The following is a 12,844-nucleotide window of genomic DNA, read 5'->3' on the forward strand; positions in this document are numbered from 1 at the left end:
TCTCCTTAACGGCGTGGACGCACTAACTGCCATGCGCGCCCCAAATAGAACACTGAAGCGAAGCCACTCCATACGTGAACCAAACGTGTGAAGGGGAAGATCACAAACAAGGTCATGCCCATAAACAAGTGCGCTTTAAATACCCATGAAGCATTCATAATGAAACCGGCTGCACCTGCTCTGAAGGTCACAATATGCTGTGCCCACGACATCAACAGCACCATTTCTTCGCCATCTAAATGCTGCATAGAAACAAAGATTGTGCTTAGCCCTAATAACAGCGTGACCAGCAACCATACCAACAGCACCTTATCGCCTACACGAGTAGTGGCGGCAATACGAGGATTGGTCAACCGACGGTAAAGCAGTATCAACAAGCCGGCCAAACACATCAACCCCATGATGCCGCCTGCGGCCATCGCAAATACCTGCTTAGTGCCGTGCGAAATACCCAGGAAGTCCCACACAGCTACGGGTGTTAGCAAGCCCACCAAGTGGCCAAAGAACAAACCAATAATCCCAATATGGAACAGAATATTCCCTAAGCGTAGGGAGCCGTGATACAGCAGTTGTGAGCTATCACTTTTCCATGTGTATTGCTCACGCTCAAAACGCACCAAGCTTCCCAAAAAGAAGATCGTCAGCGCCACATAAGGATACACACCGAATAAGAACTGATTCAGGCTACTCATGCTGATTCTCCTGTTGATCTTTGTACCGTTCTGGGATGAAAGCGCACCACCTGTTCGCCCCCGAAGTTACCGTGCAACAAAGGCTCTGCACCATCGTTACCTACCCCGAACATTTCCAACGCTTCGTCCATATCCCGTATAGGTGGCATTTCCTGTTCTTCAGGCTGAACGTCTGTACGGGTACGCAGTACGGCAAAAATCGTGGCGTAAGGACTTTGGTTGGCCGCCAACCTTGTGCCTAGAGCAGCCAACACGTGAATGGCTTGATCTAATAACTCTTGAGATTCCTCTGGACTTTGTAAGCTTAAAAACTCCAAGAACAACGGTACATAATCGGGTAGCTCAGCCGAAACCAAGTCGAAACCGTGTTGCTGGTATTCGTTCAGTAAGTCCACCATCGCTTGCCCACGGTCACGACTTTCGCCGTGTACGTGTTCAAACAAGTGCAAGGAGTGAGCCGGATTTCTATCGAAAGTGGCCACATAGTTTTCTTGCACGGCAATCAACGATTTTGAGGATAAGAAATCCAGTAATGGGGTGAGCTGTTGTAGCGCACCAGGGTAATCGCTTAAGGCTTCGCGCACTTCGGGCAGCGCATCCAACAACTCTTGATCTGGGTAATCCAATAAGGATGAGAGCACTTTATACAGCAGCATGTTTATCCTCCCCAGAGTTCTGTTCCGCTGGTTTTCTGCGTACTTCCCTAGCAATCACTGTAGGAGCGCGCTCCCCTGTTGCTAGGCCTTTAGGTTTATCCGCACGTTGGCGTGGTCGTCCAAACAAGGTGGTTTCTGTGACCCCACCACTGCAACCATTACCAAAGGTGAAACCACAACTACCTTGATCATCGAAGCTGTCTTCCACCATCTCTTTGTGTGATGACGGAATCACGAACCTGTCTTCGTAATTGGCAATTGCCATGATTTGGTACATGTCTTCGATGGTTTCAGCATCCAGGCCCACGGCAGAAATCACCTCGTGATCTGGCTGTTTGTGCACCACTTCAGAACGTTTGTAGGCACGCATGGCCAACATACGTTTCAGCGCCAATGTAATGGGCTCTTCCTTACCTGCTGTTAACAAGTTCGCCAGATAACGTACTGGAATACGTAAACTATCTACGTCTGGGATCATGCTGGCAGCACCAATAGTGGCATGTGGCATTTGACCAGACTCAGCGGCAGACTGAATAGGAGACAGTGGCGGTATGTACCACACCATCGGCAAGGTACGGTATTCAGGGTGCAGTGGGAAAGCGACTTTCCACTGACAAGCCATTTTGTACACCGGCGACTGTTTAGCAGCCTGCAACCACCCTTCAGGAATACCTTGCTCACGAGCTTTAGCAATCACTTCTGGATCATTAGGGTCCAAGAAAAGATCTAACTGGGACTCGTACAAATCTTGCTCGTCAGCCGTGGAAGCTGCTTCGGCAATTTTGTCGGCGTCATACAGCATCACGCCCAAGTAGCGTATACGTCCCACACAGGTTTCCGAACATACGGTAGGCTGACCGGCTTCAATACGTGGATAGCAGAAAGTACATTTCTCTGCTTTGCCGCTTTGCCAGTTGTAATACACCTTTTTGTACGGACAACCGGAGATACACATACGCCAGCCACGACATTTGTCTTGATCCACCAGCACAATACCGTCATCTTCGCGCTTATAAATAGAGCCAGATGGACAGCTAGCCACACAGGTAGGGTTCAAACAGTGCTCACACAACCGGGGCAAATACATCATGAACGTATTTTCAAACGTGGCGTACATATCTTTTTGCACGTTCTCAAATAACTGATCACGACTACGTGCAGCAAACTCGCCGCCCAAGTCATCTTCCCAGTTCGGACCCCAGGTGATTTTTTCCATTTTTTGCCCCGTCAGCACCGACACAGGCCGTGCGGTAGGCGGAGTACGACTTAGGGGTGCATTTTGTAAATGCTGATAGTCGTAGGTGAATGGTTCGTAATAGTCATCAATTTGTGGCAAGTTGGGGTTGGCAAAAATATTAGCCAAGATACGCAATTTACTACCTTGTCTGGGTTTGAGACGCCCTTTAGCATCTCGCACCCAACCACCTTTCCATTTTCTCTGGTTTTCCCATTCTTTGGGATAACCCACACCAGGTTTAGTTTCTACGTTATTGAACCAGGCGTATTCCACACCGTCTCTGCTGGTCCAGACATTCTTACAGGTCACCGAGCAAGTGTGACAACCAATACACTTGTCCAGATTCAATACCATGCCTATCTGTGCACGAATCTTCATTGATGAACTCCTTTACGAATACTATCCAGACTGAGCGGCTCTTCCATCCAATCCACTTTATCCAGCTTGCGTAGCACCACAAACTCATCACGGTTACTACCTACCGTACCGTAGTAGTTAAAGCCGTACGCTTGTTGAGCGTAACCACCAATCATGTGCGTAGGTTTCAGCACAGTACGTGTTACCGAGTTGTGGATACCACCACGTTTTCCACTCAGTTGAGAGCCGGGCACGTTCACGATCTTTTCTTGAGCGTGATACATAAAACACACACCCGCTGGAATACGTTGGCTGACTACTAGTCGAGCAGTTACCACACCGTTGACGTTAAAGACTTCTACCCAGTCGTTATCCACCAAACCAGCACGTTTGGCTTCGCTTTCAGCAATCCACACGTGTGGACCACCACGGCTCAACGTCAACATACGCAGGTTGTCAGAATACGTGCTGTGAATACCCCATTTTTGGTGAGGCGTTACCCAGTTCAGTACCAAGTCGTTTTTGCCTTTACCGTGTGCCTTGAACATAGGCTGTACGGTTTTGGTGTCTACAGCTGGACGGTACACACAAAAGCCCTCACCAAAATCCAGCATCCAACGGTGATCTTGGTACAGTTGCTGTCTACCAGTCAGCGTGCGCCAAGGAATCAGCTCGTGTACGTTGGTGTAACCAGCGTTGTAGCTCACTTCCTCGCTTTCCAAGCCCGACCACGTTGGAGCAGAAATAATCTTGCGAGGTTGCGCCTGAATATCGCGGAAACGGATTTTCTCGTGCGATCTACCCTGCGCTAAATGCTTGTGTTCACGCCCAGTAATTCGCTCTAGCGCTTCCCATGCTTTTACTGACACATGACCATTGGTTTCAGGCGCTAAAGTCAGAATCATTTCAGCCGCATCAATTGCCGTATCTAACTGTGGTCGACCTTGGCTGACACCGGCTTCCAATACACACTGGTTCAATGCACCCAGTTCTGTGATTTCATGCTCGGTATTCCAGTTAATCCCTTTACCACCGTTACCCAGTTTGTCTAACAGCGGGCCTACTGATGTGAACTTGCGATAAATGTCGCGGTAATCCCGTTTCACTACCATCATGGATGGTGCAGTTTTACCGGGGATCAAATCACACTCACCGTATTTCCAGTCTTTAGGCTCCAAGGCTTGACCCAATTCCCCGGGGGTATCGTGCATCAGAGGACTCAGTACCAAGTCTTCTTGCTCGCCCAAGTAGTCGCCACCAATCTCGCTAAAGCGTTTGGCCAACAGCTTGTAGATTTCCCAATCAGTTTTGCTTTCCCACAAAGGCTGTACAGCTTCGCTCAGTGGGTGGATGAAGGGGTGCATGTCAGACGTATTCAGGTCGTCTTTTTCGTACCATGTTGCGGTAGGCAGCACGATATCGCCGTACAAACAGGTGGTGCTCATACGGAAGTCCAACACCGTCAATAAGTCCAACTTACCTTCGTGCTCTTCATCACGGTAGGCTACTTCCAACGGACGTATGCCGTCTTTTTCCTCGCTAAATACCGCGTTTTGTGTACCCAATAAGTACTTCAGCATGTACTCATGGCCTTTACCGCTGGAACCCAGCAAGTTAGAACGCCAAATGAACATGTTGCGTGGGAAGTTAGCTGGCAGATCAGGATCTTCACAGCTCATGCGCAAGGTACCTTTTTTCAAGGCCTGTGCTGCGTAAGCGACTGGATCTTCGCCTTTAGCTCGTGCCTCAGCCACGACATTCAGCGGGTTAGTTTCCAACTGTGGTGCCGATGGCAACCAGCCCATGCGCTCAGACTTGGCATTCATGTCTATCATGCTCATGCCCGCATAAGGCGAGGTCTGAGCAGTAGGCGACAACACTTCGTCCACGGCTAATTTTTCGTGGCGCCATTGACCTGTATGCGCGTAGAAGAAAGACGTACCGTTCATTTGGCGTGGTGGTCTGGACCAGTCCAAGCCAAAGGCCAATGGGGCCCAACCAAACTGTGGACGCAGTTTTTCTTGACCCACGTAGTGAGCCCAGCCACCACCGCTTTGGCCCACACAGCCACACATTACCAACATGTTAATGATGGCGCGGTATGTCATGTCCATGTGATACCAGTGGTTCAAACCAGCCCCCACAATCACCATGGAGCGCCCTTTGGTATCGTGGGCATTTTGTGCGAACTCACGGGCAACTTGTATAACTTGCTGACGCGGCACAGTGGTGTGTTTTTCTTGCCAAGCTGGGGTGTACGGCACATCGTCGTCGTAGCTGCTGGCCACATTAGGACCACCCAAGCCCATGTCTACCCCGTAGTTGGCCATCTGCAAGTCGTAGACTGTGGCCACTAAAATAGGATTACCGTCAGCACCTATTAAACGTTTAACCGGTACGCGACGCTGCAACACCTCGTCGTGTTCACCACCAAAGTACGGGAAGGCCACTTCTACGGCTTCATCGTGCTGTTTCACTAAACTCAGCTGTGGTGACACCTCACGACCAGTGCTAGCATCACGCATTTCCAGATTCCAGTGACCTACGTGCCCTTGCTCGTGCTCACCTTCACCCCAGCGCAAGCCAATAGAGCCATTAGGCACTACCAGTTCACCAGTGGTTTCATCGATCAGTAGTGTTTTCCACTCAGGGTTATTCACTTGGCCCAGAGCATTATCCAAATGCGATGCACGCAAGAAATGACCCGGATGCAGCATGCCATCCCGCGATTCCAGCATCACCAACATAGGCATATCGGTGTACTGTTTTATGTAGCTTCGGAAGTACTCAGACTTATCTGGACGGTGGAACTCGGACAAAATCACATGGCCCATCGCCAGTGCCAATGCGGCATCCGTACCTTGTCGTGGTGACAGCCAGATATCACCGAATTTCACCATTTCACCGTAGTCACTGGATACAGCCACGGTTTTGGTACCTTTGTAGCGAACTTCTGTGTAGAAGTGAGCATCGGGGGTACGTGTTTGCGGCACGTTAGAACCCCACACAATCAGGTAGTTAGCGTTATACCAGTCGGCCGATTCGGCCACGTCAGTTTGTTCGCCCCAGACTTGCGGGCTGGCTGGCGGCAAATCGCAATACCAGTCGTAGAAGCTCAAACAGGTACCGCCCAATAAACTGAGGTAACGCGCACCAGCAGCGTAGCTCACCATACTCATCGCAGGAATAGGCGAGAAACCTATCAAGCGATCTGGACCAAATTTTTTGATGGTGTACGCGTTGGCTGCGGCAATGATCTCTGTCGCGGTATCCCAATCAGCACGTACAAAACCTCCCAAACCACGCACCGCTTTATAACGGCGTGCTTTTTCTGGGTCTTGGCTAATGGATTCCCAAGCAGCTATAGGATCCAGAGTTTGTCTTGCTTCACGCCACATTTCCATCAGCGTGCCGCGCATTAAGGGGTATTTCACCCTTTGGGCTGAATACACGTACCAACTGTATGAGGCGCCACGTGGACAGCCCCTAGGTTCGTGATTAGGTAAGTCGGCACGAGTACGTGGGTAATCGGTTTGTTGGGTTTCCCAGGTAATTAAACCGTTCTTGACATAGACCTTCCAAGAACAGGAACCGGTACAGTTCACACCGTGCGTGGAGCGTACGATTTTGTCGTGCTGCCAACGGGCACGATAGGTGTTTTCCCACTGCCGGTCTTCATTAACCACCTCGCCGTGCCCATCTGCATACGTAGACTTCACACGAGAAACGAATTTCAGCCTATCGAGAAAATGACTCATACTGTTGTCCTCATTGTTCAGCCCACACTGCCTACTGGACTGACGTAAAAGAATGGAGATTACGTACTACTGTAAAAAAGTTCTGCGCGGCTAACCATTCGCCACGCGGGGTAATTTCCTACCGCAAAAGGAGTAGTTCTAACGCCATAGAACTACTCCTTTAGAACTAGTGGCCTAACACGGCATAGCCGCATTGCGTCTGGCGTAAAACCACCATGTAAGCAATACACAACTCAAATAGAAGCCTACAAAACACCACAATGCCGCACTCACCCCACCCGTCATACTGATGGAGGTACCAAAACTTCTAGGAATGAAAAACCCGCCATATGCCCCAATCGCACCGGTGAAACCCAGTACCGCAGCAGACTCTTTACCAGCGTCAATCAAGGCGCGTTTATGTGCCTCCTCGCCTTTGCCTTCTGCCTCACGCAGACGCTCTGTCATAAAAATGATGGGGATCATGCGAAACGTAGATCCATTACCCACACCAGACAAAGCAAACAACAAGATAAACAACGACAAAAACACATAAAAATTGCCGCTTTGACCTTCGGCGGGAATCACAAACAACAGCGCAATCACGCACAGAGTCATCAAACCAAAGGTATAGAGCGTGACTTTGGCTCCCCCTACTTTGTCTGACACCCAACCACCTGCAGAGCGGGTTAGCGAACCTACCAGTGGGCCTAAAAAAGCATAGGCAACGGGGTTGTACTCAGGGAACAGCAGCTTCGCCAACATGGCAAAACCGGCTGAGAAACCAATAAATGACCCAAAGGTACCTACGTATAACCAGCACATCAGCCAGTTATGTTTACGCTTGAACACCACGGCCTGTTCTCTAAACGATGCCTTAGCATCAGCAATATCGTTCATCCCAAACCAGGCAGCTATCGCTGACAGCGCAATAAAAGGCACCCAAATAAAACCCGCATTTTGCAACCACACAGCTTGCGGTGCATTGGCATCTACTACCATTTGCGGTGGTCCCGCCAATGCGCCAAACATCCCCACACTAATCACGAAGGGCACGATAAACTGCGCCAGCGACACACCCAAGTTCCCAATACCGGCATTCAAGCCTGTAGCCATACCTTTGTGGGATTTAGGAAAGAAGAAGCTGATGTTTGCCATACTGGAGCTAAAGTTACCGCCACCAAAACCACACAACAGTGCCAGAATCATTAAGGTGGTGTACGAGGTAGTTGGGTCTTGCAACGCAAACCCCATCCCCAAGGCGGGAATCAGCAACAAGGCGGTGGAAATCGCTGTCCAGCGTCTACCGCCAAAAATAGGCACCATAAAAGAATAGAAAATACGCAGCGTGGCACCTGACAAAGCGGGCAACGATGTCAACCAAAACAGTTCGTTAGCCGAAAAATCAAAGCCCGCCTTGTTTAAGTTCACCGCCACAATGCTCCACAGCATCCAGATGCTGAAAGAGAACATCAATGCGGGAATAGAAATCCACAAATTGCGGCGCGCAATACGATGGCCGGTGCTTTTCCAAAATGCTTCATCTTCCGGTGTCCAACGTTTTAAAACATACTCGCCCATGACATGTTCCTTATGTAGTAACTCTGACTGTGCTTGTGAGATAGCACTAGGCCTCAGCCGCAGTTTTCTTTTGTGGCGCTCTAAAGCTGAAATGCATCCAGATCAACGACACACACACCGCGCCATACAACAACATGAAGCAGCTAGAACGTACGCCGGTTAGATCCAACAACAGACCAAATAAGATGGGCAGCACAAAACCACCCAGACCACCGGCCAACCCGACTAAGCCAGATACCGCGCCAATGTTCTGATCAAACTCATCTGAAATAAACTTAAACACCGAGGCTTTACCAATAGCCATGGCTATACCCACCACAAACATCAAGACGGTGAACGCCACAGGGCCTAGTGCAATATGGAAACTTTGAGGACCATCCACAGTACGAATCGTGAAATCCGTATCGGGATAACTAAGAAGGAAGAAGGCGACCCAGCACACCCACATCACCCACCATGTAGTGCGATACGCGCCGAATTTGTCGGACACCCAACCACCCACAGCACGCAACACACCGCCAGGCAAGGAAAAACAGGCAGCTAAGAAGGCTGCGGTTTTCAGGCTAAAGCCGTATTCGCCTATGTAGTATTGGGTCATCCACAATGACAACGCCACATACCCGCCGAACACCACTGAATAATATTGGCAGTAGCGCCATACTCTAGGATCGCGCAACATGGCTAACTGAGCAGACAAGCTCGTGGTTTGGCTAGATTGCTTATGGCTTGGATCGGTAGAGGTCAACAACCAAAAAATCCCGGCTGTGACCAGCAAAGCAATGGAATACACCTGTGGAATGATGGTCCACGTGCCACCCGCAGCAATCATTAACGCCGGGGCTACAAACTTGGTGAGTGCCGCACCCGAGTTACCAGCGCCAAATATCCCCATCGCCAAACCTTGGCGGTTTTTAGGGAACCAGCGAGCCACATAGGGCGTACCTACTGAAAACACGCCACCTACTAAGCCCACAAACAATGCCAAAACTAGGAATTGCCAGTACTGTGTGGCGAACGACATAAGCCAAATAGGAATTACTGCCACTAGCATCGTACAGAAAAATACGATACGACCACCGTATCTGTCTGTCCAAATACCTAAAGGCACCCTAACTAGCGAGCCGGTAAGCACAGGCATAGATGCCAATAAACCAAACTGAGTTTCTGTCAAACCCAGCTGTTCTCGAATTGGAATACCCAATACAGCAAACATCATCCAAACGGCAAAACAGATGGTGAATGCAAAGGTACTACCCGCTAAAACAGAAACCGCCTTTCCAGAGTGTGTGCTCATACGTATGCCCTCCAAGAGCAACTATTCACATCAACTCAAGCGTAGCTAACGGTCTTGTATTGCACCATTCCTCTGGCGAGCAGGCAAAGCCAAGCAGAAGAACTAGTTATTTAGAACTAGTCGCCCTGCTAATTCCTGCAAAACACAAACAACACAATGAGGCGCTACTAATTGGTGCACATCAACACCTAGCCTTACTCACTAGAACTGCTTATTTTTGCTGCGTCATTTTTATAGAGACACTTGTTTTAGTCACGATTATGGCGTGCAAGCTCGTGTTCTTTCTAAAAATTTACAATCCGTTGCCAGCATTTAAAAGATTGAAAACTATGGCTCTTAACCCTTTAAAGCCGTTTTTTTCGCTGTACTTAGAGGTCATTTCCCGGAGGAAAGCGGTATATCTGGCCGCGCACATCACATATGTTGGAGTACTACAAAACATCTGCACTAGCGCTATACGTACAAGCATCTAGCCGCATAGCAGCAATTTCTATGCCTCTTGATAATCATTCCAATTTTATTATTCATTTTCAATAACTTGTCTACCAAACAGCCATCCTTAAAGAAGGCGTTTCTGAGCTCATCAGTGTGTTTTTTCTCATCACAGCCCTGTTGCCAAAACACATCATCCTGTAATTCACCACAGCCTAAACAATTATTAACACTTGAGCCGTTACAAATTCGCTCCTGAGCAAGAGGCGCAAAATAATACAAAAGTTCCTTGCAAATTACCTTCCGATACAACCTTAAACCTTTAGAACACAAAAAAAGCCAGCCCCTCATACACAATACTCTCAAAACAAAACCAAAAAACTCTTCCCACGCACAGTGCAGTGGGCATTTTTTATAGTGAATTGAGATACGTGATAGTTAAGATCTATGGTTTTAAACTTCTTATATAAGAAGACAAGTCTTAGTTAGGATTTTTAATAAAAACCATACTGCAAAACACATATAAAGGTTAGCAATGAATATTTATAACTGGCAGGCTCAAGACTATAGAAAAACAATATGCAAATTCCTGAGCAGCAAAGAAATAATTTCCCAAGAGGACTGGATTATAGATTCCACTCATTTTAATAGGGAGACTTCAGAGACTATACAAGCAGGATATTCCGTATGGGCTAGACCTGTTTTAGCCTTGATTAAAAAAAGTGAAACTTTTGAAAAAATAGTATCTAAACCCGCCTCATGGCTAATTGAAGATATTAAATTCAAAAAGGGAATAAATAAAAAACCTCACATTAGAGGTTATTTATTTAGACATCTCTTTTTTAACCCTATTTCCTGGTGTCTAGGAAATTTAAAATTGCTTGTAAGTATTAAAAAACACAAGCAAGTCGTAGCAGCAAATAAACGTTGATAAGACGTTTTTATTACCTTAATTAAGGAAACTCATTATGAAAAAACATGCACTGAACATCGCTTTGGCTTCTGCTTTGATTTTACCTGCAGCGTTTGCAAACGCATCTACCGGTAACATCGACTTCACTGGTGAAGTAACAACAGAGACCTGCTCACTTGAAGCTGATTCCGCACAGATCAACGTACCTCTGGGTTCATGGGCTGCTCACCACATCAACACTCTGGATCGTACAACTGCACGTAAATTCCAGATCAAGTTGACAGGTTGCGACCTGACAGTTGCTCCATCTGGCACAACTGGCCCAGTTTCCAAAGCTAACTTTGCATTCAGCGGTGGTGTTGCTGACGGCAATGCAAAACTTTTGAAACTGAACTCCGCTGGTGGTTTCGAAGCTAAAAACATCGGTGTTGGTATCAGCACAAACCCAACAGACCTGACAACTGCTCGTGTGCAGTTTGACCGTCAAGCTCCTCTGTCTATGGATCTGGTTGATGGTGACAACACTATGGATCTGTACGCATTCTACGAGAAGTTTGTAACTACTCCAGGCACAGTAACTGCTGGTCCTGCGAATGCTCAGGCAACCTTTGAAGTAACTTACAACTAATCTTTAGCGATTAGTGGCCATGCTGGTCCTCACGGGCCAGCATGGCTCTCGCTTACTTATTATGACCAAAAATCTATCAACATTTGCTGCAGTACTTTATGCCTGTTTGCTGAGCACTTCAGCCTATGCTGATACGACCAATATCACCATTACAGGTTCAGTTCGGGCAGCAACCTGCACGGCTGTCACCGCTAACGGTGGTGATGCTGTAGATTTCGGCACAGTAGACTCCCGCCTTCTACAGCGCGACGGTTTTACTAGACCAAAAGTTTTTTATATTGTGCTCGAAAATTGCACTACTGATATTTATAAAAATGCTTCATTTAAGTTTAGTGCAACAACAGTTGCTGGATCTGGCGATTACCACATTGCGTTAAGAAATATACCAAACTCCGCTCAAGGTATAGCCATTTCCCTTAAAGATGGCCAAAACAGAGATATCAAATTTGACAACCAAAGTGCCTTTAACTATCCCATCTCTTCTGGCAATAACTCTTTAAGATTTGAAGCCTCACTAGTTCCTACAGATACTAATTGGGCAACATTAGTACCAGGAAAAATATCAGCACAAGCTACTTTTACAGTCAGCTATCTATAACGGTTACATAGGAAACACAAAAATGGGAAAGAATAAGACCCTTAAAATCTTTGCTCTGATAGCCTCTACGTTTTTTTGTGCTCAAAGCTTCGCTGCTGTTCAGCTCAATAACACTAGAGTAGTTATACGTGAGGCGAAGAACTCCGGAACCGTTACTGCAAAAAACGTTTCATCTGACCCTTTTGTGGTTCAAAGCTGGGTAGAAGGCCCTAATGGAGAAATGGAAACTCCACTTTTTGTAACACCACCTCTTACTCGCTTAGAAGGTAAAACAGATTTAGCTTTAAACATAAGAAAAATTGATGGTTCTCTACCTGAAGATAGAGAATCATACTTTTGGCTAAACGTAATGGAAATCCCAAAAGAAGCCAAAGATGCTGAAAATACGTTAACTCTTGCTGTGCGTACAAGAATAAAAATATTTTACCGACCTAATGCGGTTGGAACTCCATCAGATATAGAGAAATCCTTGAATTGGACATTGATACGTAATGGTAATCAGTGCCAAGTAAGTTTTGCTAATACCTCGCCATTTAATGTCAACTTCTCTGACATACGTCTAGGTGGTACAGCTGTATTTGGGCAAGGTTACGTGTCCACACCCTTCAGCGAACAAACATCAGAGAGCATTCCCTGCCCTGCCAGTACCGAACTGGATGCGATTATCGTTAATGACTATGGTGCATTCGTGACTCTGCCCAAAGTTACTCTTCAATAAA

Annotated in this window: 10 protein-coding genes; 4 read left to right on the top strand and 6 right to left on the bottom strand. The window is 47.4% G+C overall.

Features of this window, described 5'->3' with window-relative positions; all coding sequences use genetic code 11:
• Positions 1–5: 5 nt before the first annotated feature.
• The 6 genes from narI to ACLO87_RS15055 form a co-directional block, all read right to left on the bottom strand.
• Positions 6–692 carry a respiratory nitrate reductase subunit gamma gene (gene narI / locus ACLO87_RS15030; RefSeq protein ID WP_135863464.1) on the bottom strand — a complete coding sequence of 229 codons (687 nt, stop codon included), beginning with the start codon at positions 690–692 and terminating at the stop codon, positions 6–8.
• Entirely contained in the window at positions 689–1,348 is a 660-nt protein-coding gene (narJ, locus tag ACLO87_RS15035; RefSeq protein WP_430224142.1) for a nitrate reductase molybdenum cofactor assembly chaperone, read from the bottom strand. Before narJ ends, narI begins: the two co-directional genes overlap by 4 nt.
• Entirely contained in the window at positions 1,335–2,963 is a 1,629-nt protein-coding gene (gene narH / locus ACLO87_RS15040) for a nitrate reductase subunit beta (RefSeq protein WP_430224143.1), read from the bottom strand. The genes narJ and narH overlap by 14 nt, the downstream gene beginning before the upstream one ends.
• Positions 2,960–6,700, bottom strand: coding sequence for a nitrate reductase subunit alpha (locus ACLO87_RS15045; protein ID WP_135863470.1), 3,741 nt, complete (start codon positions 6,698–6,700; stop codon positions 2,960–2,962). Before ACLO87_RS15045 ends, narH begins: the two co-directional genes overlap by 4 nt.
• 174 nt (positions 6,701–6,874) lie before the next feature.
• Entirely contained in the window at positions 6,875–8,260 is a 1,386-nt protein-coding gene (locus ACLO87_RS15050) for a NarK family nitrate/nitrite MFS transporter (RefSeq protein WP_135863472.1), read from the bottom strand.
• 46 nt (positions 8,261–8,306) lie between these two features.
• Complete coding sequence (locus tag ACLO87_RS15055; RefSeq protein WP_135863474.1) at positions 8,307–9,554, bottom strand: MFS transporter; 1,248 nt, start codon at positions 9,552–9,554, stop codon at positions 8,307–8,309.
• A gap of 967 nt (positions 9,555–10,521) precedes the next feature.
• Here ACLO87_RS15055 and ACLO87_RS15060 point away from each other — a divergent pair.
• The 4 genes from ACLO87_RS15060 (at position 10,522) to ACLO87_RS15075 (ending at position 12,843) form a co-directional block, all read left to right on the top strand.
• Entirely contained in the window at positions 10,522–10,917 is a 396-nt protein-coding gene (locus tag ACLO87_RS15060) for a hypothetical protein (protein WP_430224144.1), read from the top strand.
• A 37-nt stretch (positions 10,918–10,954) separates the two neighbouring features.
• Positions 10,955–11,527: a fimbrial protein gene (locus ACLO87_RS15065; RefSeq protein WP_430224145.1), complete on the top strand. Its 573-nt coding sequence runs from the start codon at positions 10,955–10,957 to the stop codon at positions 11,525–11,527.
• 61 nt (positions 11,528–11,588) lie between these two features.
• Positions 11,589–12,125 (top strand): fimbrial protein, encoded by a 537-nt coding sequence (locus tag ACLO87_RS15070; protein WP_430224146.1) that lies wholly within the window; start codon positions 11,589–11,591, stop codon positions 12,123–12,125.
• A gap of 22 nt (positions 12,126–12,147) precedes the next feature.
• On the top strand, positions 12,148–12,843 hold the full coding sequence (locus ACLO87_RS15075) for a fimbrial biogenesis chaperone (protein ID WP_430224147.1): 696 nt from the start codon (positions 12,148–12,150) through the stop codon (positions 12,841–12,843).
• Position 12,844: the final 1 nt, after the last annotated feature.

This window comes from Paenalcaligenes sp. Me52, from assembly GCF_050487965.1.
Taxonomy (GTDB): Bacteria; Pseudomonadota; Gammaproteobacteria; order Burkholderiales; family Burkholderiaceae_B; genus Paenalcaligenes.

Coding starts and splice junctions, on each gene's coding strand:
- narI (WP_135863464.1), bottom strand. CDS start 692: ATGAGTAGCCTGAATCAGTTCTTATTCGGTGTGTATCCTTATGTGGCG.
- narJ (WP_430224142.1), bottom strand. CDS start 1,348: ATGCTGCTGTATAAAGTGCTCTCATCCTTATTGGATTACCCAGATCAA.
- narH (WP_430224143.1), bottom strand. CDS start 2,963: ATGAAGATTCGTGCACAGATAGGCATGGTATTGAATCTGGACAAGTGT.
- ACLO87_RS15045 (WP_135863470.1), bottom strand. CDS start 6,700: ATGAGTCATTTTCTCGATAGGCTGAAATTCGTTTCTCGTGTGAAGTCT.
- ACLO87_RS15050 (WP_135863472.1), bottom strand. CDS start 8,260: ATGGGCGAGTATGTTTTAAAACGTTGGACACCGGAAGATGAAGCATTT.
- ACLO87_RS15055 (WP_135863474.1), bottom strand. CDS start 9,554: ATGAGCACACACTCTGGAAAGGCGGTTTCTGTTTTAGCGGGTAGTACC.
- ACLO87_RS15060 (WP_430224144.1), top strand. CDS start 10,522: ATGAATATTTATAACTGGCAGGCTCAAGACTATAGAAAAACAATATGC.
- ACLO87_RS15065 (WP_430224145.1), top strand. CDS start 10,955: ATGAAAAAACATGCACTGAACATCGCTTTGGCTTCTGCTTTGATTTTA.
- ACLO87_RS15070 (WP_430224146.1), top strand. CDS start 11,589: ATGACCAAAAATCTATCAACATTTGCTGCAGTACTTTATGCCTGTTTG.
- ACLO87_RS15075 (WP_430224147.1), top strand. CDS start 12,148: ATGGGAAAGAATAAGACCCTTAAAATCTTTGCTCTGATAGCCTCTACG.